This window comes from Sediminibacterium sp., assembly GCF_051860225.1.
Lineage (GTDB): Bacteria > Bacteroidota > Bacteroidia > Chitinophagales > Chitinophagaceae > Sediminibacterium.
In genome coordinates this window covers 1,187,554-1,213,203 of the sequence record NZ_JBHYEI010000001.1, presented here as the reverse complement: position 1 = coordinate 1,213,203, position 25,650 = coordinate 1,187,554, and the positions used below count along the sequence as shown (strand labels likewise).

The following is a 25,650-nucleotide window of genomic DNA, read 5'->3' as shown; positions in this document are numbered from 1 at the left end:
AACTAAAAATAACTGGCCTTCAATTTTAATCCGGCCTTTTCATTTAATCCAAATAATAAATTCATATTTTGAACAGCTTGACCACTTGCGCCTTTCAACAGATTGTCTATAGCACTATGTACAACAAGTTTATTGCCTTGCTTTTCTAAATGAATTAAACACTTGTTGGTGTTAACCACTTGTTTCAGATTAATCATTTTGTCAGAAACAATCGTAAAAGCTGCATCTGCATAAAATGATTGATATAAACTTTTTACTTCTTCAAAAGGAAGGCCAATTTCTACCATTGAACTGATATAAATTCCTCTAGTAAAATCACCTCTCCATGGAACAAAATGCAAACCTCTACCTTCTCCATTTACAGAAAGCGCATCATCAATTTGCAATTGATTAATAGATTGCGTAATCTCATTTACATGTTGATGCGCCAATGTTTTGTACGCTTCTATATTATTGGCTCTCCAACTAAAATGAGAAGTATTGCTTAATCCCTGACCTGCACCTGTTGAGCCGGTTATACCAGTGGTATAAATGTCTGCTAAAACACCTGCTTTGGCCAATGGTAAAAGACCCAATTGAATGGCAGTAGCAAAACAACCCGGATTCGCAATATTTTGCGCATTTACAATAGCTGCTTTGTTTAGTTCGGGTAAGCCATACACAAATGTTCGGTCATTAAAAACGGCACTATGATTTAATCTAAAATCTTGTGAAAGGTCAATTATTTTAATCGATGATGCAATAACATTCTCTTTTAAAAATTTAGCTGCATCACCATGCCCCATACACAAAAACAATACATCAATATCAGTGCTTAATTCAGCAGTAAAAAGCAGTTCGGTTTCTCCTAACAAATCTGCGTGAACTTTGTATAAAGGGTTTCCTGCATTACTTGTACTGTGAACAAAGCAGATACTAGTTTCAGGATGATTTAATAATAATCGTATTAATTCACCTCCTGTATATCCTGCACCGCCTACTATTCCAACTTTAATCATTGGATGCATTTTTAATATGGTGATAAATAGCCGTTTGGTTACCAAAAATTTTAGAGAACCCTCTTACATCATTTCCAGTCCATCCATTATTCATTTCCCCATATTTTCCAAATTGGCTGCTCATTAAATCGAATTCAGATTCTATACCAATTATTTGGAATCGGTAAGGCATTAATTGAACATAAACAGAACCTGTTACATGTTCTTGTGTATCTTCTAAAAATGCTTCAATATTTCTCATCACTGGATCCATCATTTGACCTTCGTGTAACCAGTTTCCATAGAACTGCGCCAACTGATCCTTCCAATTTAACTGCCACTTGGTTAATACATGTTTTTCTAAAGCATGATGCGCTTTAATAATCACCATAGGGGCAGCAGCTTCAAATCCAACCCTTCCTTTGATTCCAATAATGGTGTCTCCCACATGAATATCTCTACCGATTCCATAAGGTGCCGCCAAAGATTGTATATATTGAATGGCATGAGATGGATGGGTGAAGTGTTGGTTATTTACCCAGGTAATGACTCCTTTTTCAAAATGAATCTTGATCTCCTCTTCACCCGTTTTGGTTACTTGAGTAGGCCATGCAGCTTCGGGTAATAAGCCTTTTGAATGTAGGGTTTCTTTTCCACCTACACTAGTGCCCCAAAGTCCTTTATTAATAGAATAAGCTGCTTTTTCAAAATTCATTTGAACACCTTTTTCTTTTAGGTATTCAATCTCAGCCTCTCTGCTTAACTGCAAATCACGAATGGGGGTAATAATTTCAACACCAGGAATCATGATATTAAATATCATATCAAACCTTACCTGATCATTGCCTGCACCAGTACTACCATGTGCTACAGCAACCGCGTTCATTTTTTTTGCATGTTCTGCAATATGCATGGCCTGACTTAATCGCTCTGCACTAACACTAAGTGGATAAGTGTTATTCTTTAATACGTTTCCGTAAATCAGGTATTTTACAATACTATCATAATAACTTTTTACTGCGTTGATGGTAGTATGTGTTTTAACGCCCAACGCGTAAGCATGTTTTTCTATATGCACTAATTCATCTTCTGAAAAGCCTCCTGTGTTCACGATAACACTATGTACTTCAAACCCTTTTTCCTGAGACAAATAAATGGCGCAATAAGTGGTGTCTAATCCCCCACTAAAACCCAATACCAATTTTTTTGATTCCATGATTCCTGCTTTTAGAATTGAACGAAATAATTTTTAGAAGTCTTTTTCCTGAACCATTTCAATAATTTACTCTGTTTCACTTTCATAAAACGCTCGTATAATTTTGAGTTTTGTTTAAAGTCGGCAATGGTTTCAGCGGGTTCATAATGATCGGCAGGGTCATATAACATTGCAGTACACATACAATTTTTTCGATCCTTACTCATCAAGATATCATAATTGACACAGCTCTTACAGCCTGCCCAAAATTCTTCATCATCGGTAAGCTCACTATAGGTAACAGGTTCATAACCCAATTCACTATTAATCTTCATGACCGCCAAGCCAGTAGTCAAACCAAATATTTTAGCTGAAGGATATTTATTGCGAGACAAATTGAAAATGGTCTGCTTAATTTGTTTTGCCACACCACTTTTACGATATGCAGGTGAAACAATCAATCCACTATTGGCTACAAACTGTTCGTGCCCCCAAACTTCAATATAACAGAAACCAACCCAATTTCCATTAGGCTCTAATGCAATAACAGCTTTCCCTTCTCGCATTTTATTGGCAACATAATCAGGGCTTCTTTTGGCAATACCCGTACCACGGGCTTTTGCGGACGATTCCATTTCATCGGTAATAGTAGTTGCATAATGAATATCATTAGCAGTTGCTACACGAACAATAATTGACTGTTCCAACGTATTTGTATAATTAAAAAGAGTAAAAAGATAGCGTAAAGCCCAAACCAATTTTTCGGAGAAATTTTCACTGATAGGGGCAATTGCCAGTTGCTCGTCCTATCAGAAACCACGTCGTGGTCTCGGTAATACGATGAATGGTATCAGCAACTGTTCTGTTAAATACGAACAGTTGTTAGCGTGTAATGAAGATGTAATGCTTGCTACCATTGTTTCAAATGAAGTGCAAATTTACAATTCTTTGAAATACAAAGGACAATAAAACAAAAATTCCAGATAAGTTAACGTTTACTGTCTAAAATTTCGCATCATTTGCATGCCTTGTCCAGGAGCACCTCTAAATATTTGGTTTGGTCCTCTCTGTTGCATTCCACCTTGAGGAGCGCCAAAGCTTCTTAAGTTATAGGTAAAACTAATCATGAAATACCTTTTCAGAACAACGGTAGAAACGTCTTGAATGGTGTTGCCTGTTACGTTTCTAGTTAAACTCTGATTTTGGTTAAGTAAGTCAAAAACATAGAATTTCAACTCCCCATCTTTCTTCTTAAATAACTGCTTAGCAATACTAGCACTCCACAATGGAATATTAGTATTGAATCCCTCAGCTCTTCCTGTATTTTTAATGTATCTAAAATCAGTTGAAAATACCCAACCAGACTTCGTATATACAGTAGGTTCTGCCACAAAAGTTTGCGTGAAGAAATCTCCATTTTGTTGAGGCTGCAACGTGTAACGAGCAAAACTAAAACTAGAATTTGAAGAGAAGTTCATGTCGAATCCTTCTTTAATATTAGTAGTCCAAGATGCATTAAACCCTGCAGTCGTATTTCTAGTATAATTACTCAAATCATTTACCAATGTTTGACTTTGGCTTCTACTTAAATTAAGTCCAAAATTAAGATTACTCTTAGGCTTCTTTAGAGGGAATCCATAATTAATAAATCCATTCACATTGTAAGTGCCACTTAAATTAACAGGCCTAGTAAATTGAGCACCATTGGGTAAATAGGTAGTTGAATTTTGAATATCGTTTGCCGTAACATTCGCGTTGATGGTAGCAAAGAAAATTTTTTGTGAAACTACATCAAAGGAGTTATATAATATCCTGAAAGTATGAATAAACTGTTGCTTCAAATTTGGGTTTCCAGAAGTGATATTTAATGGATTAGAATTATCTATGACAGGCTGTAATTGCTGAGCAGTAGGTTGACCTGTTCTTCCATTATAAAAAATTCTCAGATTTTTGGTTCTAGAAAAGTCATACCGGAAATTCATCGTTGGAAAGAAATTCACAAAGCTTTGAGTAATAGAGCTATCTCTACTGATATTCTTACTTACCAAGTCGCCAACCTGAACACCGGAACCAATACTGAAATTATACTTTTCTTTTTGTAATCGATAATTCAATGTTACTCTATTTGAATTGAATGTGTTTTCAAAAACGTTGGTTAAGTTAGGAACTACTAAATCATATTGGCCACTGGCTTTATTGAAAGCAAAAGTTTGGGTACCAGAATTATTAATATTAGAGTTGTAATTATAGTTGAATTCTAAAATTTGGTTTTTACCAATAGGTTCGGTGTAAGATAATGTTGCATTCATTGTTTTACTATCTCTATTCGTAATGCCAATTTGATTAATGGTATCAGCAACAGGGATAGGCCTATCAAAGAAGTTATTGACAGAATAATTGGACGTATTTCCATCATTAACATTTTGAGAAGGATTGAACGCAATTGAATAAGTCCTTCCTTTCTTTTTAAATCTATGTCTGAAAGTTGCTTCTAAACTTGCATTGTATCCACTATTGTTTCTGTCTACTGAGGAAACAGAATTATTCAAATTTTTACTTGTGCCCCTAGTTGAAAATGTAGTCACGTCTGTTGCAGACTCCGTTTCTTGAAAACTAATATTGGGTCTTATGATAATTGAATTAGATGAATCAAACTGATGTTCTATATTAAAATTAATTCTATGATTTCTATTTGCCGTAACAGAATTATTTGTTTGCGTATTAAAAATAGAAGAGTCAGGATTACCTGGGATTAAATTTTGTGTAAAACTATTTTGTTCTCTGTATGTTTTTTGATCATTATAAAAATAACTACCAGACACTTCTGTTTTTTTGCCCCAAACATCTTTATAGTTGATTCCTCCCGCCCAAGTATTAATAATTCCACCACTATTATTAGTAGCTCCACCGCCACCACCGCCTCTTCCACCACCACCAACAACAATGGTTCTACCACCACCGCCGCCAGCGCCCCCAAACAAATCTTGTCCTCCAAAATTTTGTTTATTTACATTATTGGCTTGGCCAGTAAAGGTAATTTGTCTATCGCCATTAAAATAACTTAGGTTAACACTGTTGTCGTATCTACCCTCTTGTGAATCTGATCCACCTCCAGCAATTATTCTACCGAAATACCCTTTTCGCTTATCTTTCTTTGTGGTGATATTGATAGTTTTAATTCTGTTACCATCATCAAATCCAGTAAAAGCACTTTGGTCATTCAGTGCATCAAAAACCTGAATTTTATCAATCATATCAGGAGGTAAATTTTTGGTAGCCAATCTTGGATCATCTCCAAAAAACCTTTTACCATCTACTAATATTCTTTGAACATTCTCTCCTTGTGCTTTAACAGTTCCATCTGCCTCAACCTGAACCCCGGGAAGTTTTTTTAATAAATCTTCCATCACTGCATTGGGCTTTGTCTTAAAGCTAGATGCATTAAATTGGACAGTATCTTTTTTGATTGTAATAGGAGACTGTGTAACGGTGACTTCGCCTAAATCATTCGCTGCTAATCTCATATATATAGTGCCAAGGTCTACTGTAGAATTGGCTTTTGAGAAGTTAATCTTTTTTGAATATGCTTCATACCCTTGAAATTTGATCATGACGATCATTTCACCAAAAGAAATTTTTTCAACAATAAAACTTCCATCAGCTTTGGCCAATCCAAATACATCCAATGTAGAATCTTTAGCTTCTAATACAGTAATGGAAGCATCTTTCAGCGCCTGCTTACCAACACTGTCTACCAGCTTACCTTTTAAGGTAGCTGTATTTTGAGCCATTAAACTTAAACAAGAGAACATACTCAACGCCAATAAAAGTAAACGCATAATCAATATTTTGAAAGACCGAAACTAAAATGTATTCAAGTAAAACACTTGAAGATTAATATTAATGGCAAGCTATCTTGATAATAGGAAACTTTATTCATCAAATCGGTGAAAGCCTTAACTGAATAGGTACTCCACGTCTTCTTTTGTTAAAGTTTTAACAAATCCTTCGTCATCTGTAATGACTTCACGAGCAAGATTTCGTTTTCGCTCTTGCAATTTGAGAATCTTATCTTCTACCGTATCTGTACAAATCATACGGTAAGCAAAAATATTTTTGGTTTGTCCAATTCGGTGAGTACGATCAATTGCTTGTTGTTCCACTGCAGGATTCCACCATGGGTCCACTATGTACACATAATCAGCAGCAGTAAGGTTTAGCCCTACTCCTCCTGCTTTTAATGAAATCAAAAACACCCTACAATTTTCATCATTCTGAAAGCGTTGAATGGCTCGCTCCCGTTCTGCTACAGTACTACTTCCATCAAAATATTCATAATCAACACCCAACTCTTTCATTTTCTCTTTAATCAAGGCGAGCATGCCTAAAAATTGAGAAAAGACTAAAGCTTTATGGTTACTGATATTCTCTGTAATCTCCCTTCCCAATTCTTCTAATTTGACAGAAACATTTGGATAACGTTCTTCTTCTTTTACAATAGCAGGACTGTCGCAAATTTGGCGCAGCTTCATTAATCCTTGTAAAATGGTTAATTGTGATTTTTGGATACCTTGATTTTCAACTACACCCAAAATTTTATCCCGGTAATCATTTCTATAAGCTTCATAAATTTTTCGTTGCTCCTGCCCCATTTCGCAGAATAAAACCATCTCCTGCTTTTCAGGCAAGTCCTTGGCTACTTGTTCTTTGGTTCTTCTTAAAATGAATGGATATAATAATTTTCGTAAATGATCTTTCTGTTCCTTCTCCCCAAATTTATCAATGGGTACAGAAAATTCTTGCTTAAAAAATTCCATACTGCCTAACATGCCTGGGTTCAAAAAATTCATCTGTGCATATATGTCAAATGTGTTATTCTGTAATGGAGTTCCGCTTAAACAAAGCCTACTCTTTGCTTTTAGTAAAGAAGCTGCTTTAGTTACCTTGCTACTTGGATTCTTAATTGCTTGACTCTCATCCAAAATAACATAATCAAAAGAAACTTCAAGAAACTGCTTTATATCACTTCTTAAAGTACCATAGGTAGTAATAATCACATCATAAGCTTTATTACTAATGCCATCCTTTAATCTAGCACCACCATGATGAACATAAAAGCTAATATCAGGCGTAAATTTTTTAATCTCATTTTGCCAGTTAAACATTAATGTTGTAGGACATACAACCAATGCTTTCAAACTACTATTTTCTGTTTTAAGATGATGCAAAAAGCAAAGTGCCTGAATGGTTTTACCTAGTCCCATATCATCAGCTAAAATTCCACCCCATTGTACTTCTCGTAAGTAATTCAACCATTGAAAACCACTCTCCTGATAAGGTCGTAGAATAGCTTGTAAATGAGCCGGCGCAGGAACTGGCTTGATTTCGTGGTTATCTTTTAAACGTTCATACTTTTCTTCTAATTGAAAAAACAGCTCTTCTTCATCTCTCTGCAAGTATAATTCTTCAATTACACTAAAGTGGTATTTGCTGAGCTTCATACTGCCCGACTTACCCTCTCCTACTCTAAATAATAAAGAATATTTTTTCACCCATTCTTCCGGCAATATTCCCAAAGTACCATCCGAAAGCTGAACAAATTGCTGCTTATTAGCCAGGGCTTTTTTTACATCATCAATGGTTACTTTTTGTTCACCAAATTGAATTTCGACTTTTGCATCAAACCAATCAGTATTACTGCTAATAAAGATTTTAGTAGAGGGTTTTGCTGTATTAAACCTGAAGTTTTTTAAAGCTTCAAATCCAAAAACAGGAATATTCATATCTTTTACCGCATCTATAAATAAGAAGAACCAATTGTTCTTCAACACATCTTTTCCTTTTAAAGCAAGTATGTTTGAATCAACTGGGCGTACAAATCCAGAATGCAATGATTCTATCTTTGCCAATAATTCTTGCTCTGCATCTTTGTTTCTGTGAATGACCAATAGTTTATCTGCAACAGGAAAAAATATTTTCTCTTTGTCCGTTTGAAGAATATCGTGTCCTTTATAATTAAATACAGGCTGAAACAACAAGTATTCACCCTTTTCTTTGAGAAGTAATTTCAGTTCTGGTTTTGCATCTTTAATTTCTTCTTTTTTAACATTTGCAAAATGAACGGAATGGGTTCGAGAAAGAGGTAAAATGAAATTGGTTAATTGTTGAGCCCAATCTTGTTCATGGATTATTCTTTTACCCGTAGGCAAAAATTGTTCAATCAATAAAATATCCTCAGTCTTTTTCCAAATATAAAAATTAGCTCCCTGTTGAAAAAACATAGAAGACTCGCACTCATTCTCACTAATTGCAAATGCTTTAGTAGGCAATTGAACATGACAATTTACCTCGTATTGTTGATTGATATAATTGATACTGAATTCAGGCTGAATAAAATGATCAGACAACTGGGCTTCCTGTAAATTTTCTGTGATAAACTTTTTACCAGATGGCAAATAAAATACAAAAGGTGAACGAGCTAGTTCAGTAAATAATTTTTTTAATTTGGGATGCAGGTATTCATTAATCAAGTGTTTCGTTTCTTCAGGTAATTCATCCGTATGCTGTTGAACAATGTTCTCCCAAATTCCGCTAAAAGGTGAGTTTCTATTTAGGTACCGATTAACTTCAGTAGACATCAGTTTACGCAATTGCTGCATAAGCATTTTGTCATCCTCAGAAAAAACAGCTGTATTTACAAATTTAGTTAAATCTATTTTGGCTGTTTTTCCAACAAATTTAGTTAGCTCATCATCTGTTTCGCCTTGAACAGCCTCAATTTGCAAATTAGGGTACTGTGTAGAAAATGAAGTAATAACCAAGCCTAATTTCAAATTGCCAGATTGATTAGATTCAACTTCGGTTTCAAGCTCAGGCTGCATTTCAATCGGCCTAGGCTTTGGATCTACTACATTAGTTAAAGCTAACCGTTTTATACTACTATCTAAAACACGTAAAAAAGGTTTACCATCAGTATAGGTAAACTCAAACTTCCCTTTAATATCATCGGCTAAAGTATAGCCATATAGGGCCAATAACTTATTTTTTTCTTTATCCCAATTTCTGATGCTATCAAAATAGCCAGCTCCATAATTTTTAAAGAGTTGCAAAAAAATAATTCCTTTATGAACACAAAGCGGATGTTCAGTTTCACTATTACAAGTACAGCTAGTGTCGAAATTTCTTTCTTCGTTTTTTTGCAGAACAACTTTATGGTGTTCATTTGCATAGTCCAACTCCGCCACTACTCGCTCATTTTTTGCTTCTAGAATAGTTGCTTTATTGGTTCTTAAATATTCTTCCGCTTTTTCAAAAGACTCAGTAGAAGTTAGCATGCGGATCAATTTTAGATCCAACAATTTTATTTTAACTGTTGTGTGCTTTTGATCATAAACCGTTTCTTTGTCCCCTAATAAGTTTTTATCGAGCATATCCTGTAAGTGAAATAAAGCACCTGCTTTATGCCTACAGACTTCAGCTAAATTATATGGACAAGAACATCGTAATGAAATGGTTTTAGGATCTTTAAACTGATTAATATGTACTTTATAAAAAGTACTATACCCATCGTCTTTAACCCTAAAAACAATATTACCCATCAAATCATCGTACTCAATCAATTCAACATTGCCTAATGCGTGAATCTTCTTGCCTCTACGGATAACTTCTTCCGTACCAAAATTGTAAATATGTTTTATTAAATAAGGTAGTGCCATTGCGTTGAATCGGTCAAAAAAGACCAATTTGCAAAAGTAAAGGAAAGCATATTTAAAATAGATTAATAAACGGTAAAATATGAACGATTTGTTCGTTATTCACCAGAAACCTTCACAATAAGGTCACCATTTTTATAAAAAGGTAGAATATTGGCCTGATCGGGAGTAACACAATATTCAAGGTCTTTTTCTAAACCATACTGTGCTAATCGATGCCAATGAGTGGTATTACGGATGAAGCCTTTCAAATCATTTTTATGTAATTGGTACATATTTTCCGCCATTAAACTACTATCGCAATGAATAGTAAAATGCGCTTTTACTCTTTCAATTACAGCACCAGCAAATAAAGTATCTTCTAAATTGAATTTATCTTTCCAAGCAGAACATCCTAAGATTACATTTTTTTGAGCAGTTACTAAATGATCACACAAAGCAGATAGATTCGGAAAAGAACCTGTCACTACTTCTGAAGCACCGTTTTGCAAAGCCATATGCAATAGCTTAGTACCATTGGTAGTAGTCAATACCAATGTTTTTCCTTCTATGAATTCACGAGGATATTCAGCAGGAGAATTACCATGCTCCAAACCTGGAATTATTTTCCCATCTCTTTCTCCTGCGGTAATGCCACCGGTATTTTTACCAATTTGAATACATTTATCTACACTATCAACAGGAATGACCCTTGTAGCGCCATTATACAATGCAGTGGCTATTGTAGAAGTTGCTCTAAATACGTCAATCACTACAACAATGCTATTACTAATATCGTAAATGTCTAATAAACGAGGAGATAATACAGTATGTAAAACAGGTTTAGTGCTCATGGGGCGCAAATATAGTTCAAGATAATTCTACCGAAGGGTCCCAGAATTTTTTTTCAAAGTCAACTACTTGATCATTCACTACTTTAACTTTTTCTTTGGCCAACAACTCTTCCATTTTAGTAGGTGTAGCAAAATGCATTTTCCCCGAAAGCAACCCCTTTCTATTCACTACTCTATGAGCAGGGATAGTAGGATTAGAATGGGCTGCATTCATAGCCCAACCAACCATTCTAGCACTCATCTTAGTGCCCAGGAAATTAGCAATAGCACCATACGAAGTCACCCTACCCTTAGGAATCAATTTAGCTACTTCAAAAACTTGTTCAAAAAATGAAGGTTCTTGAGCACCACTAGGTAGAATACTTTTAAATTTTTCAGCTGACTTCTTCATATGTTTTATTAGAATAAAAGCCTTTTGAAAAGCTAATTAGGATTCGATTTTTCTTCTAATAAAGCAGATCGCTTTGGTTCAGGAACACAATCATAATCATAAGGACAATGCCTACAACCGTAACCACAACAGTGACCTTTATTTAAGTGGTACTCGGCAGTAAATACCATGTAGCCTTTTTCATCATAATAAAAATCTTTTCCCTCAATCAGTTCCTTGTTCACTTATCAATTGTTTTAAAACGTCATCTTTTTCAATAGGAATGGGCTTATCTACTTTAAAACAACAATAATGAATCCTGTTGCTACCAGCAATATCTAGACCCTCATAATGTGTTTTAATTTGCAGTTCTGGTTTAACAGCACCTGCGGCATAAACATTATCAGAGCATTCTAACAAATTAAGCTCGAATAAGTTGATTACCGTTAAAGTAAATTGATATAGGTCAGGGCTATCGGTTTTGAGGTGAACTAAGCCGCCGTTTTGCAAGATGGTCTGGTACAAGCGCAGAAACCTCGGATGTGTAAGCCTTTTTTTGAATCGGGACCCCCTCAATTGTGGATCAGGGAAGGTTATCCAGATTTCTGCCACTTCACCAGGTTCAAAATAATCGGTGATTTTATCAATATGCGATCTGATAAATCCAACATTATTTAATCCCTCGTCAATAGCTGTTTTCGCTCCACGCCAAATACGGTTTCCCTTAATATCGATACCAATAAAGTTCCTTTCCCGATACATTCTACCCAAACCAACCGCATATTCCCCTTTGCCACAGGCCAATTCAAGGGTAATTGGATGATCATTCTTAAAAAAAGAAGCCCATTTGCCTTTCATATCCTGTGGATACTCCAACACATTAGGAAAAGATTTAATTGCCTCGAATCGGATGAGTTTTTTTTGGCCCATAACCACGAAGATAAAGGTTGGATTTAACATTTAAAACAAGCCCAAAATTGAAATGCTCCTTACCTTTGCAAGGTGAAAAGACTTGGATTAATACTATTGTTCTGCATTTATGCTGCTGCCAGTATTGGAGTTAGCATCAAGCAGTTCTATTGTTGCAATCAACTCAAGTCTACTACCATCAGCTACGCAGCCGTAGAAGAAAGCAGTTGTGGCATGAGCCATAAAATGAAAAATTGCTGCAAAACCAAAGTGAAGTTTGTTAAATCACAGGATACCCATTTTGCTAAAACTGGTTTGACTAGTACGCCTTCTATTGAGTTGCATACGAATACCAATAGTTTCTATTCGATCAACCAATTGGTTACTTACAAAGATGCTATCGCAGTGCCACAAAGCAACCCGCCGCCACTGCAAACTAGTATACCGCTCTATCAATTTTATTGTAATTACAGAATCTGATACCCTTGTATCTTAGTTTGATACTACATATCCTCATGTAGTATCTATTTGCGTTTTCATACCGCATCTTCTTTATCAAACATAAATTAAACCAACATGAAAAAAACCATCATGCTAGTATTAGCGGGTTTCTTAAGCCTTGCTACCTATGCACAACAAACTGCGCCTAAGCAAGACAGTACAAAAACCACCCATTCTTGCCCAATGCATCCAGAAATTACTGGAACAGAAAAGGACAAATGCAGTAAATGTAAAATGGCTTTAACGCCAGTAAAGCAATATGTATGCCCAATGCATGCAGATATTACCAGTACTAAAAAAGATGCAAAATGCAGTAAATGCGGTATGGCTTTAAAAGAAGTTAAGCCTGCGCATAGCAAGCATTAATTCATTATTTCCTGACACAAGAAAATGTGTCAGGAAATTTTTAAAATAGAAGAAGATGAAAAAAAAATTATATTGGTTATTGGCATTAATACTTATAATAAATACGAATGATTTAGTAGCACAAACAGCCGACACCACTGCCACCACCATACAGTTTAGAGTAGAAGGTGCCTGCGAAATGTGTAAGGAAAGAATTGAAGAAGCATCAAAAGGGAAAGGGGTTCAAAAAGTAGATTGGGATATTGCGTCTAAAATGTTGACCCTACATTATTTTCCTTCCTTGGTGAATATCAATAAAATCAAAACCAGAATTGTAGAAGCAGGACACGACTTACTTAATAAGAAAGCAAAAGATAATGTGTACAACGAACTACCCGAGTGTTGTCATTATCGTGATGAAAACAAAAAAGCACACGATGCAGAAAATATCAATACCGACGAAGTAAGAGGCATAGTGCTAGAAGCCGATAAAAAAGGACAGTTCAATCCATTGTACCAAGCATCCATTAAATGGTTAAATACAGAAAGAGGAGTATTGACCGATAGCCTTGGATATTTTAATATACCAATGACAAGCAGTTCAAATAAATTAATCATCAGTTATATAGGCTACAAATCAGACACATTTACTGTGGAAAATCCGTCTACCCTAAAAGTGATTTTAGCAGACAATCAACAATTGCAAAACGTAACGGTAACCAATACGCGCAGATCAAGTTTTATCAGTACTATTAGCCCCATACGCTCAGAAATCATGACGGCTAAAGAATTATTGAAAGCAGCGTGCTGTAATTTGAGTGAAAGCTTTGAAACCAATCCTTCAGTAGACGTATCTTATAACGATGCCGTAACAGGGTCAAAGCAAATACAGTTATTGGGCCTAAGCGGCAACTATACTCAACTCACCGTAGAAAATTTACCAGGGCCAAGGGGATTAGCCACTCCGCTAGGACTAAACTCAATAGCAGGACCATGGATTGAATCAATTCAATTAACCAAGGGAGTAGGATCCGTTGCGAATGGATTTGAAAGCATTGCAGGACAAATTAATGTGGAATTAAAAAAGCCAGCAGTAGGAGAAAGACTCTTAGCGAATATTTATATTAATGAATTTGGAAAGACCGATTTAAATTTAAATCTCCAAACTAAGTTGAGTGAAAAATGGTCTGCAGGATTATTGTTGCATGATAATTTTTTAAACAATAATAATATCGATTTTAATAAAGACGGATTTAGAGATTTACCCACAGGTAATCAGTTCAGTATGGTAAACAGATACCAATACAATGATTCAAAAGGTTGGATGGCACAGATGGGTATTAAAGTAATGAAGGACAATAAAACGGGAGGACAAACCAGTTTCGATCCCAAGCAACACCAGAATTCAAACACCATATATGGTTTAGGCATCAATACCAATCGTTACGAGGGTTTTGCAAAGATTGGATACGTATTTCCACAAAAAGTATATAAAAGTATTGGATTACAAATTGCCGCTATTAACCATGATCAAAAATCCTATTTTGGCAAAACCATTTACAATGCGAATCAAAAAAGCTTTTACAGCAATTTGATTTACCAGAGTATTATTGGCAACACCAATCACAAGTTTAGAACAGGATTGAGTTTACAACATGATAATTACAATGAATTATTTAACACGACTAATTTCCTAAGAACGGAAACGGTTGCGGGAGCATTCTTTGAATACACTTATACTGCATCAGAAAAACTGAGTATGGTAGCGGGTATCAGAGCAGATCATAATAATTTATTTGGTGCATTTTTAACTCCAAGATTGCATATACGTTACGAACCATTTAAAGGGAGCATTTTTAGAATCAGTGCAGGAAGAGGACAAAGAACAGCTAATATTTTTGCAGAGAATACAGGCATACTCGTAAGTGCAAGACAACTAAATATCATTGGAGCGGGCATAGGAAAAGCGTACGGACTAGATCCAGAAATTGCTTGGAACAGAGGTATAAGCTTTGATCAATCCTTTAGACTATTCAACAGGAAAGCGAGTTTAGCAATAGACTTTTTTAGAAACGATTTTACCAATCAAGTAGTAACTGATTTGGAAACCACCAATGAAATTCGCTTTTACAATTTGAAAGGGAAATCCTACTCCAATAGTTTTCAAACAGAGTTAAACATGGAACCGATTAGTCAACTAGAAGTTAAAATGGCTTATCGCTTTTTTGATGTTAAAACAACTTACGGTAATGAATTATTACAAAGACCATTTGTATCTCAACATAGAGCCTTCTTAAGTTTGGACTATACAACAGGCAATAATTGGAAATTCAATTATACCATCACTTACAATGGCCAAAAACGAATTCCGTCTACCCTGAGTAATCCCATTCAATTTCAGCGAGAAGCAATGTCTCCCGACTTTTATTTAATGGCTGCACAAATTAGTAAGACCGTAGGTAAAAATAAATCCATGGATTTTTATATAGGAGCAGAAAACCTAACAAACTTTTTTCAGCAAGGAGTGATTGTATCCGCCGCTAATCCATTCGGTCCTTATTTTGATGCATCCCTGGTATGGGGACCAATCAACGGAAGAATGTTATATGCAGGTTGGAGAATGAGATTGAAATAACTAATAATCGTTTATATCGTGCTTATGAAAGGCTTTATGCATTCTGCCACGATCAAACATTTTCTCATTGTTCGCAATAAATATTGTAGCTACGCCATTGCCAATAAAATTGGTAATGGCCCTGGCTTCAGACATAAAACGATCAACACCCAACAACAGCGCCAAGCCTTCAATAGGTATGACTTTAGTGGCAGCAAGAGTAGAAGCCAAAATAATAAAACCACTACCCGTAACACCGGCAGCCCCTTTTGAAGTAACCATCAGAATACCTATAATGGTAATGATTTGTTCCATATTTAAGGTGACGTCAAATACCTGGGCCAAAAAAACAATGGCCATAGACAAATAAATAGAAGTGCCATCTAAATTGAAAGAATAACCAGCAGGAACCACCAATCCTACCACCGATTTATGGCATCCCATATGCTCTAACTTCTCCATCAACGAAGGCAATGCTGCTTCAGAAGAAGAAGTTCCCAATACTATTAGCAATTCATTTTTGATATACCCCAAGAATTTCCAAATACTGATTTTATAATAGCGTAGTACCGCACCTAAAATCAAGAAAATAAATAATGCCATCGTGATATAAACACAAGCCATTAATTTACCTAGTGGCAATAAAGTTGCTACGCCATATTTTCCAATGGTAAAAGCCATTCCGCCAAAAGCTCCAATGGGAGCTAACTTCATCACCCAGTGTAATCCTTTAAATACATATTTCGAGCTAAAATAAACCACTCTTAAAACCTTATCCTTAAATGAAGACTTACTAATGATAATACCGGCAAGAATGGCAAACAATAAAACCTGTATGGTGATATTGTCTTTAAAAAATTGCACCCATGAAATAGAAATAGGTGCACCGCTGTATTTAGAAATATCTCCCTTATTAACTGCAGCAGTATTTACTCCAGCACCAGGCTCAAACAAAAAAGCAACCCCTAAACCAATTAATAAAGCAAGGGTCGTAATAACTTCAAAATATAAAATGGCTTTGCCTCCAACCTTGCCCACTTTCTTTAAATCTCCCATTCCACAGATTCCTGTAACAATGGTCAACAAAATAATAGGGTTAATAAAAAGCTTAATGATATCTATAAAATATTTCCCTAAAGGTTGCATAGCCACACCTTGCTCAGGAAAAAAATGTCCCAATAATATTCCTGCAGTGATGGCAAATAAAACCCAAAATGTTAGGTTAGAAGTTATTTTCTTGACCATGATTTGATTTAGCGGTGGAAGATATATCAAATCAATACAAGTCCTAAACAAAAAAAGCCCCGAATTATTTGGAGTATTTAAAAGTTGAGCGGGCCAGAGATAACTTTTTGACTCAGAAATACTGAGTTAAACATTTGGCTAGAGTTGACCTACTTTTAAGAACTCATTTAAGAAATGGATAATATTCCTATTTAAAAAAATCCAACTTTGTATCAGAAAAGATGCACCACAAGCTGCATCAAAGGGATACAAAATATAACAAAAGGTTAAAATATATGCCAAAAAGAGCCGCATTTTACTTATTTTTCATGTCACATATAATTTAGATTGGGCCGAGCTCGTTAGTCGGAAGTGCAGCTTTAAAAAAAGAAATCATAATTCCCTGATTTACGTTTAACAATACCCCCATTTCACCTACACGCCATTCCCTTCCTTTCCACTCTTTTTCTTCCAACTCTTTTCTATCAAGTTTACCACGCTTTAGTTCATCGATGCCAAAATGATCAAGCATCTTGTCGATTACACGTTCTAGTTCAATCGTCATCGTCCCAGAATCGATATTTGAGAAAAACTGGCTAAAGTAATAATAGCAATTACCGCGAGCTATAGCACAGTTAAAGGTGTTGAATTCGCCTAAATACCAATGCGGCAAGTCTTTTTGAATATATGCCTCATCCAGTGTATATTTTTCATATCCTGTCGGCAGGTCTGCTACATTGTTAAACTTTTCAAACATTGCTGCGACTGATATATCCTGTCCATTAATGAAGATGAGATAGTCTTTAAATTCTGCTGGTGTCATAATATTTGTTGACCAACCCCAAATTTGGAAAACAGTTTTAGCTTTTGCAATCAAGTCGACATCACTGGTAACGAATATGTGTGCATGTGCTGCATAATAAACATGTTTACCATCATTTAGCAAACTCATGAACTTCTGTTTGCGTGGTTTGCCCTTGACAATACCAAAAAAATCTAAGCATGAAACCATTTCAGTTATTAGACTGTATAAATCCTTTAGTGTACTTCTTTGAAAAACAAGTTCACGGAAAGATTCGGAAAATGTAATCCAGTCAGTTACTTCTTTACCATTGTACCCTTTAATGCCTAGTTTTTCATATAATGCTTGATCTCCAATCGTACCGTGAAGGTATTGAAGTAGTCGTTTGAAACGAGGCTGATCAGCAGAGAGATTTTCCGTCATATCCAGCATCGCTTCCATAAAATCAAGCATGGTCAACGGTTCAAATAGCATTGCCCGCATATCTTCCGGAAAATCTACAGGTAGTTTGCTTTCGTCAAATAGTTGGTTCAAATTTAGAGGAATAGCTCGAAACGTATCTCTAATAAAAATTGAAACTTTGTCTTCGGAAGTCAAAATATCAGTTCCGACTCTCCAAAGATGGGCATCATAATACTCAATTGGGGTACTAAAGCTAACTTGCATTTTCTGGTCAGAGTGGTACCAGCAATTGTTAGAAACAATCGTTTCCATAAAATCCATATCAGACAACTTCTTGTCTGTAGTATCACGAACTAAATCCTGAATATGGGCTTCAGAAAAACAATAAAAATTGCGCTCCTTATCTACAAGAATTAAGTTATACAATTCCTTGTTTTCAGCTTTTTCTAAATCGCGAAAAACATTGCTGTCAAGGTAAATACGCATATCTGGAGAATTTGTACTGCTAAAATAGTTAGTAATATTGAAAAAAATGTTATATTTTAGAGACTGATCAAATTACTTGAGTATAGTCAATATAATGTTCAATCTTATCACTTGAAAAGGTATCAACTTATTAGAAAGTTAAAATGGTCGGTTGCATGTATTGCTACCTATCTATTATTCCATAAACCAATAGAGTTTGTTCTCAGTACATATATAGTTACCCCAGTATTAGCTCAGATTGATTCGATCTGGTACAATGATCTCATTTTTATGGGATTATTCATTCTAATCTTATACTGCTACTTTACCAAAAAGATAACATGGCATCCCGCTAATTTGCTAATTACTATTTCTACTTTTTTTTCAGTCATTTATTTGTTTTATCGCTTTACTGAATTCAGTTTTACTATTATTTCATTTTCATTTTGTCCTTTATTCAAATATGGTGATGTATTAGTCCTTTTCTTTATTCTACAATGGCAACTGGCGTTACGAGAAATTGTAAGAGTTGAATTTACGCCGAATAAAGAGTCTCTCCATAATGATAATTCCATTGGTGAATTTGGTGAGGACCTATTAGGCTACAACAAATATGCAGAGACACTAGCCAAAAAGATATTATCAAGCAACTTTGAAAAATCGTTTGCCATAGGCATAAATGGAAAATGGGGTTTAGGTAAGACATCGTTTGTAGACCTGTTAAAGCGAACAGTAAAGGATAAGGATTTGATAGCGATTGATTTCAATCCATGGAACAGCCAAACACCACAAGCCATCATCAGGGATTTCTTTAATACTATTGAGGAAAAAATCAGAGAACATCATCCGGAGATTGCAAGTGAATTGGTTAATTATGCCAATAAGCTGGCCGCCGTTAATGACAGTACTTTATCCAAATCTTTGCAATCCTCAGTATCTGTCATTTTCGGGTATGATTCCTTAAACAGCTTGCATGAGACCATAAACCGTTTGCTTAGGCAATGGAAAAAGAAAATTGTAGTTTATGTAGATGATCTTGATAGGCTTGATACAAATGAGATCATAGAAGTGATCCGACTAATTAGGAATACAGCCGATTTTCATAATACATTTTTCATTGTCTGCTATGACAAGCAGTATATAAGCGAAGCATTGAAAGGTCACAATCCTTATAATCACGGGCTGTTCCTTGAAAAAATTTTTCAGTTAGAAATAAACTTACCGCATTTCAAGAAAGAGATACTTCGTCAAGTGCTCGCTAGCAAACTTAAAAAATCATTTGATGAAAAATATCATAATGAGATAGACAGAGCCATTTTCGGGGATAGTTTGGTTATGACTGCTGTTGCATTATCATGGATAGAATCCATGCGTGATGTGACTAGACTTTTCAACTCGATTATGCTTAATTTATCTCCTTTACTTGGTGAGGTAGAAGTTAAAGATTTTATAGAACTGGAAATATTGCGGTTAAAATACCCCATGGTTTATGAAATGTTATTCAGGCAAAAATCCATATTCTTAAATTTTAACAAGGAAGAAAGTGATAATAGAAAATATGTATTAAGACGTGGTAAAGATATGCCAAGTTTTATTAAGATACCTGATACAGAGAAGAACGAAAAATATCTTCGGATATACTTAAATAATAATCATGAAAATTTGCAGATAACCAAAGGAGAGATTGATAGAATTGTAGATTCAGTTGAAAATATTTTTCAGGATACTATTGGACACTTCTATCCTTCGGGTAATTTTCAGTCTGTAGTGTACCCTGACAAATTTGATCGTTATTTTTCTTATAACTTGTTTGATGAAAATTTATCCAATAATGACTTTACAAGCTCAATCGCGCTTGACCTTGACTCTATCAAAATTAAAATTGATGAATGGGTATCTAAGGGTTTGGAATATGAGCTTCAGAAGCGGTTCATGGAGATACACGAGTTTGGCAGCAAGGATGAATTTGAAAAAATTATAAGAGCTATCTTTTATTTAGCTAATCGGCCTTCGGGTAATACTTATCAGACAACCCTAGGATATGATGGAAAAGACCTAATGGAGAAACTAGCTGATTATCAGAACAAGATTACCGCATTGTATGGTGCTAACGGAAAATCCAAATTACATAGTTTCATTACCAGTACATTAACTGAAGCTCAGTCTCCTTTCCAATTCGAATCGCAGTTTGTTCGTTATGTCAATAACAAGATGATCGATAATACAATGTTTCCGTTATCACAAGAGGAATTGAAGTCGTTACAGATTCTGTATCTAAAAAAATATGCAGATGAGACAAAAAAAATAGACCTTACTGTATTTGGTTTGTTTGGGAATACAGAACAAACAAGTTTTATAAGTGTAGGCGGTAATTCTTATAGAACAGATAAGCAGTTTCCACAAGAAGCTATTGATATTTTAAAAGAACTTGTTTCCATAGATTTGAATGAATTTATTGAAAGAGTTATTGAAGTAGAGCCATTGCATCAAAAACTATTCTCGATTTCCAATACTGCTATTGTCCTTTATGGAAGTTGGGCGAATTTTAAAACTTATTTAGATAGCGAGGATGAAGCACAATGGCTCTATTTAAGGGAGTTTAAAGAATTTTTCGTGGCATTCGAAAAGGAAAGATTTGAAAAATATGTGCCATTTGACTTCAAAGTTATTCCCGAAAACAGAAAGCTTAGAAATTCATAAATATGAAGGCATATCAAGATGCGTTTAAAATTATGGAGCATTATGCAAAATCCCAACAGAAAATCACAATAATGCCTTTTATAATTAATTTAAGGTAGAGAAAGTATGTTCTTAATTTTATGAGGGTTTAGAATCAGTAACACCATCTGGTGAATAGCAGTTAAATTAATTTGTCAGAAATAAAAGAAAAAAAATGAAAGTGATTGTAACGGTTGGAGTTAGAAACCCTGAGTGGTATTGGTCTACAGAAGAAATAAAAAAAGCTGGTGAATATCGACAAGAATGGGAAGCTTTAAATGAAGATAAAATTGAAAAATATATTCCTTCAGAAACTTTTGAAATTGATTTCGATGTAGTTAATATTAAGGAAGAACGTAAAAGGGAATATGAAATACTCTACAATATGAATGGGATTTCATCAAGTTACAATCTGGAAGACGTTTCAGTTATTACTTTCTATGGCAACGATAATGTAAAATCAGACATTGTAATATCTAACCCTTTAATCCACCAATATATAGCTGCTCATCAGAAAGAGTATAAACACTACATTTATTTTTATTTGAAAGAGAACTGCAAATTTGTAAAAGGGAATCGATTAACATGGATGCTAGAAAGTGATCACAAAAATATTATTACAAAAAATTCTTTGGCAGAAAATCTCTAGGTGAGCATTCAAATATCTTTGCCAACTCATTCAGATGATTAATGTTGTATTTAGCCCTATAGTTGGGGCTTTCAACATTGCCAATAAATCCTTCGCTAACCTCCATTAAATGGACTAAACCAGTCTGTGAGATGCTCTTCCGAAGCCACATCTCTTTTACTGCATTGATCACAAAATCCTCAATTACACTAGTATTAACCATTTGCATTCCTCTTATTGGAGATACCAGTTACCTTAACCCATCTATTCAAAAAACCTTTATTTCTTGACCAATTTTAAGATAGTCCTCGACTAACATTTTGTTTTGACGCCAATTTGAATATGATTTCTATTCAACATTAAATATTGCAAATTCAATATATTCTATTAGAGCTACATTTCCGCAAGCATGGAAAGTATTTGATGTTTACCTATCATGAATTATCCAATGGGCCTTGCAAATGTGCCTAACTTGGCTCGGTAGATTTTGATGATTTTAAGTATCTTTGAAGATTCGCTTAAGATGATGATTACAAAAGAACAAATTAAAAAAACTGGTGCAACGTTCACCCCTGCAAAGCTTGCTGATTTTTTGGCAAGCAGAATTGCCGTTTATATGAAAAAGGGTAAACAAAGAGTGCTTGACCCAGCTTGTGGAGAAGGTGAATTATTATTATCAATTGGTCAAAAATTATTAGATTCTAAAACAGATTTTGAAATAGTCGGTTATGATTCAAATGATCAATATTTAAGCATTGCAAATGAACGGATGATTTCAATTGGTTTGAAAAATACAAATTTAGTGCAAGAAGATTTCCTTAAGGCAATTGACTTTACACAAGAGCAACTTTCATTAGATTTTAATTATACTGTACAATCTTCATTAGTTAAGTCATTTGACGTTGTTATTGCCAATCCGCCATATGTTAGAACCCAATTACTTGGGTCGGAACAATCACAAGAGCTTGCGCGAAAATTTAAATTGAAGGGAAGAGTAGATTTATATTATCCTTTTTTGATTGCAATGACAGAAAGTTTGAAAGAAGGAGGACTACTAGGAGTTATTACATCAAACAGATATCTGTCAACTAAAGGCGGTGAAAGTATCCGAAAATACTTGTCTGAGAATTATGAGATTTTTGAGTTGATTGATTTAGGCGATACAAAATTATTTGATGCAGCAGTTTTACCTGCTATATTCATTGGAAGAAAATGTAAACCAAAGAATCAGGTAACTGCAAATTTCATAAAAGTTTATGAGGAGTTAAATGGTTATAGCGGAGAATTGATTCCCGTAGAGACTATTTACGAAGTACTTAATAGTAAACAATCGGGCTATTTTTTAGCTAATGGCAAACGTTATAAAAAATCTTCAGGCAACTTAAAATATAAAATTGGCTCAGGTGCTTGTTGGGAAATGTTGTCTAATAATGAATCAAGCTGGGTTTCAAAAATTGATTCTGCTGCCAAACATCGTGTACAGGATTTTTTTAAGGTAAAAGTAGGAATCAAATCAACTGCTGATAAAGTATTCATTAGTGATAAATGGGGAGACCTCAAGGCCGATATGCCCGAAGATGAATTGCTAAAAGATCTAATCTCACAGGAAAATGTTGAACCGTGGAATGCAATTGACAATTTCAAACTGAAAGTACTATATCCGCATATTTCGATTGATGGAGAAAAGAAAACTATTGATATTGAAAAATATCCAAAGGCAAAAAAATATTTATTACAACACGAACAAAAATTAAAATCAAGAGAATATTTAATTGAAGCAGGAAGGCAATGGTTTGAATTGTGGGTTTCACATCGACCTGATCAATGGAAGTATCCAAAACTCGTCTTTCCCGATATAAGTTTAGCACCTCGCTTTTACTTCGATAAAGGTGGAAAAATAGTAAATGGTAATTGTTATTGGATTGTTGCTGTAAAACAAGAAGATATTGAAAAACTTCTGTTGATTCAAGGAATTGCTAATTCAAAATTAATGACAAAATATCACGACCTTGTTTTCAATAATAAACTTTATTCGGGCAGAAGACGCTATTTTACACAGTATGTTGAGAAATATCCTCTTCCCGATTTTAAGTCCCCGATAGGGATAGAAATTATTGATCTAGTTAAGCAATTAAATAAATCACAAAGTAAGAAAGTAATAGATAGACTTGAATATCAGCTCGAGCTGAAAGTTGCTGAATCATTTAATGTAGATCCGATATTTGATTTACATTGAAACTTTTACTAAAAGCAGCTATTAAGTATTGAAAAAGTTTCGAGGTAAGGGTATCTGTATTTTTTTATTTAGTACTTTCCCCCCGAATTTAGGAAATCTGGTAAAGAAATCCTTTCCTGTTGTCAAGTAGATATTATTTATTGTTACAATTCCCTGTGATATCACCGCAAAAAATAATGCATATCGTACATCACAATGTCTCATATTTTTGTCACCGATTTTTTCAATATCTAAAAATGAATCACTATCAGGAGAAACCAATCCGAGATCAATTGTCGGAGATGTTTGCAATTTAATTTCCAATAATTGGTGCTTAATATCAGGAAATTGTCCATCATCAAAATATTTTTTATATCCCAAAGCTTTGCAAACAAGTGCATGTAAAGCCGCACCACGATTTCGTTCTTGATCATGTCCACTGTCTAAGAATGATTCGCCAATAAGATTCTGGATTGATTCAAAAATGCCTTTGATAGGAAGTAGTTTATTTTCCGAAGGTTCATCTATTGGTGAATCTAAAGACAAATCTATCTCCCCATCATGCATCTCAAAACTATTTGGAAAATGATCCGTATCGGATAAACTAATTAATTCTGTTTGCTCAATTCCATTGATAAGTCTTGCTTGATATTTTTGAGTAAGAGTGCCCGTTGTATCCAATACAGCTAAATTACTCCCTGTTACAACTTTTATTTTAGAAATAATTTCTGATTCGTCAATTCGTATCAAAACATATCTTCTTTCAACATCAAGCTCTTCATTCCAAACCTGTAGATTATTTGATTTTTGAACATACGTGTCAAATGAAAGTCCGAAAAATCGCGGTTGTACTTTTTTAAAAGAGTTTGGAATTGGGTAGCCAAGTGCAATGCAAGTAATTTGCTTTGCCACTTTTGATCTAGTTCGTAAAGGTAATCCCTGTAAAGAGGTATTTCCAACAAGTTTTTCATTTAAAATAGCTGAAAGTTCTTGACTAGTTAACCACAATTCATGATCTCCAATTTCAATCTTATCATAAATCGTCAAGCTCCTTTTTTTTATTTTTTCAACTTTTCTAATAGCGTCGCTTAAATAATCTTTCATGTATATTATTGGGATTAGATGTCACATAATTTCGATGTTTCAGTCTTTAAAGCATTTGAGATTTTTCTAAGGTTAATTATGGAAATATTTCTTTCGCCTCTCTCAACTGAGCCTATATAAGTTCTGTCAAGTTCACTTTCAAAGGCTAATTTTTCCTGTGATAAATCGGCTTCTATTCGAAGCTCTCTAATACGATTTCCGATTTTTACTAAAAAAGCCTTTTCATCCCTATTATATGTTGTACCCATTTTTGTAGATTAGAATACAAAGTTGAATGATAGATGTAAATAAGTCTACGGACTATAAGTATCTTTCAGATTGTAACGGTTTAAACTTTTGAAAGTTTTGCGCTTACTGGAGTTGTTGATTAGTTGATTTTAAACGTTTAGCAAATAAGATTTCCGTCTACAGATGGTGGGCATGGTTACAGCCGGTGTTTCACTCCAAAGTTTACCACCTAGGTATAGCTCAGGATGACAATACAGCTCAAATTTTAACACTTAAGGTTTTAATGCCTACAAAAAAGGTCATGCCCTATGAGAAAGTGTTACTAGATGCAAAAAAGGGGGACAAAATACTATTTGATATGCTTGGCTTGAACCAATAATCTATTATGAAAAAATGTAAATAATATTT

19 protein-coding genes are annotated in these 25,650 nt (G+C 34.7%); 6 read left to right on the top strand and 13 right to left on the bottom strand.

Features of this window, described 5'->3' with window-relative positions:
* Positions 1–2: 2 nt before the first annotated feature.
* From argC to trmB, 9 genes are all read right to left on the bottom strand, one after another.
* Positions 3–998: an N-acetyl-gamma-glutamyl-phosphate reductase gene (gene argC, locus ACTIEI_RS05240; RefSeq protein ID WP_439505230.1), complete on the bottom strand. Its 996-nt coding sequence runs from the start codon at positions 996–998 to the stop codon at positions 3–5.
* Positions 991–2,193, bottom strand: coding sequence for an argininosuccinate synthase (locus tag ACTIEI_RS05235; RefSeq protein ID WP_439505229.1), 1,203 nt, complete (start codon positions 2,191–2,193; stop codon positions 991–993). The genes argC and ACTIEI_RS05235 overlap by 8 nt, the downstream gene beginning before the upstream one ends.
* A gap of 11 nt (positions 2,194–2,204) precedes the next feature.
* Complete coding sequence (locus ACTIEI_RS05230; protein WP_439505228.1) at positions 2,205–2,879, bottom strand: GNAT family N-acetyltransferase; 675 nt, start codon at positions 2,877–2,879, stop codon at positions 2,205–2,207.
* Between the two features lie 288 nt (positions 2,880–3,167).
* Positions 3,168–6,011 (bottom strand): outer membrane beta-barrel protein, encoded by a 2,844-nt coding sequence (locus tag ACTIEI_RS05225; RefSeq protein ID WP_439505227.1) that lies wholly within the window; start codon positions 6,009–6,011, stop codon positions 3,168–3,170.
* A 117-nt stretch (positions 6,012–6,128) separates the two neighbouring features.
* On the bottom strand, positions 6,129–9,887 hold the full coding sequence (locus ACTIEI_RS05220; protein ID WP_439505226.1) for a DEAD/DEAH box helicase: 3,759 nt from the start codon (positions 9,885–9,887) through the stop codon (positions 6,129–6,131).
* Positions 9,888–9,982: 95 nt separating this feature from the next.
* The gene (locus ACTIEI_RS05215; RefSeq protein WP_439505225.1) at positions 9,983–10,717 is read right to left on the bottom strand and encodes a 2-phosphosulfolactate phosphatase; all 735 of its coding nucleotides are present in this window, start codon (positions 10,715–10,717) and stop codon (positions 9,983–9,985) included.
* Positions 10,718–10,733: 16 nt separating this feature from the next.
* Positions 10,734–11,108 (bottom strand): MGMT family protein, encoded by a 375-nt coding sequence (locus tag ACTIEI_RS05210; protein WP_439505224.1) that lies wholly within the window; start codon positions 11,106–11,108, stop codon positions 10,734–10,736.
* 32 nt (positions 11,109–11,140) lie between these two features.
* Positions 11,141–11,332 (bottom strand): DUF5522 domain-containing protein, encoded by a 192-nt coding sequence (locus ACTIEI_RS05205; protein WP_439505223.1) that lies wholly within the window; start codon positions 11,330–11,332, stop codon positions 11,141–11,143.
* Positions 11,313–12,017, bottom strand: a complete 705-nt coding sequence (trmB, locus tag ACTIEI_RS05200) for a tRNA (guanosine(46)-N7)-methyltransferase TrmB (RefSeq protein WP_439505222.1) — start codon at positions 12,015–12,017, stop codon at positions 11,313–11,315. Before trmB ends, ACTIEI_RS05205 begins: the two co-directional genes overlap by 20 nt.
* A gap of 72 nt (positions 12,018–12,089) precedes the next feature.
* Here trmB and ACTIEI_RS05195 point away from each other — a divergent pair, with 72 nt between their 5' ends.
* From ACTIEI_RS05195 to ACTIEI_RS05185, 3 genes are all read left to right on the top strand, one after another.
* Positions 12,090–12,476: an HYC_CC_PP family protein gene (locus ACTIEI_RS05195; RefSeq protein WP_439505221.1), complete on the top strand. Its 387-nt coding sequence runs from the start codon at positions 12,090–12,092 to the stop codon at positions 12,474–12,476.
* 96 nt (positions 12,477–12,572) lie between these two features.
* Entirely contained in the window at positions 12,573–12,863 is a 291-nt protein-coding gene (locus ACTIEI_RS05190) for a heavy metal-binding domain-containing protein (protein WP_439505220.1), read from the top strand.
* Positions 12,864–12,918: 55 nt separating this feature from the next.
* Positions 12,919–15,477: a TonB-dependent receptor domain-containing protein gene (locus ACTIEI_RS05185; RefSeq protein ID WP_439505219.1), complete on the top strand. Its 2,559-nt coding sequence runs from the start codon at positions 12,919–12,921 to the stop codon at positions 15,475–15,477.
* On the opposite strand, the gene dctA is transcribed toward ACTIEI_RS05185, so the two are convergent.
* The gene (dctA, locus tag ACTIEI_RS05180; RefSeq protein ID WP_439505218.1) at positions 15,478–16,701 is read right to left on the bottom strand and encodes a C4-dicarboxylate transporter DctA; all 1,224 of its coding nucleotides are present in this window, start codon (positions 16,699–16,701) and stop codon (positions 15,478–15,480) included.
* Between the two features lie 322 nt (positions 16,702–17,023).
* Positions 17,024–18,370: a hypothetical protein gene (locus tag ACTIEI_RS05175; protein ID WP_439505217.1), complete on the bottom strand. Its 1,347-nt coding sequence runs from the start codon at positions 18,368–18,370 to the stop codon at positions 17,024–17,026.
* A gap of 375 nt (positions 18,371–18,745) precedes the next feature.
* Here ACTIEI_RS05175 and ACTIEI_RS05170 point away from each other — a divergent pair, with 375 nt between their 5' ends.
* The 3 genes from ACTIEI_RS05170 to ACTIEI_RS05160 all read left to right on the top strand — a co-directional run bounded on the left by ACTIEI_RS05170 (position 18,746) and on the right by ACTIEI_RS05160 (position 23,931).
* Positions 18,746–21,049 (top strand): KAP family P-loop NTPase fold protein, encoded by a 2,304-nt coding sequence (locus ACTIEI_RS05170; RefSeq protein ID WP_439505216.1) that lies wholly within the window; start codon positions 18,746–18,748, stop codon positions 21,047–21,049.
* A 193-nt stretch (positions 21,050–21,242) separates the two neighbouring features.
* On the top strand, positions 21,243–21,716 hold the full coding sequence (locus ACTIEI_RS05165; protein WP_439505215.1) for a hypothetical protein: 474 nt from the start codon (positions 21,243–21,245) through the stop codon (positions 21,714–21,716).
* Between the two features lie 469 nt (positions 21,717–22,185).
* Positions 22,186–23,931 (top strand): HsdM family class I SAM-dependent methyltransferase, encoded by a 1,746-nt coding sequence (locus ACTIEI_RS05160; RefSeq protein WP_439505534.1) that lies wholly within the window; start codon positions 22,186–22,188, stop codon positions 23,929–23,931.
* Between the two features lie 21 nt (positions 23,932–23,952).
* On the opposite strand, the gene ACTIEI_RS05155 is transcribed toward ACTIEI_RS05160, so the two are convergent.
* On the bottom strand, positions 23,953–25,014 hold the full coding sequence (locus ACTIEI_RS05155) for a hypothetical protein (protein WP_439505214.1): 1,062 nt from the start codon (positions 25,012–25,014) through the stop codon (positions 23,953–23,955).
* A 14-nt stretch (positions 25,015–25,028) separates the two neighbouring features.
* Positions 25,029–25,262, bottom strand: coding sequence for a helix-turn-helix domain-containing protein (locus ACTIEI_RS05150; protein WP_439505213.1), 234 nt, complete (start codon positions 25,260–25,262; stop codon positions 25,029–25,031).
* Positions 25,263–25,650: the final 388 nt, after the last annotated feature.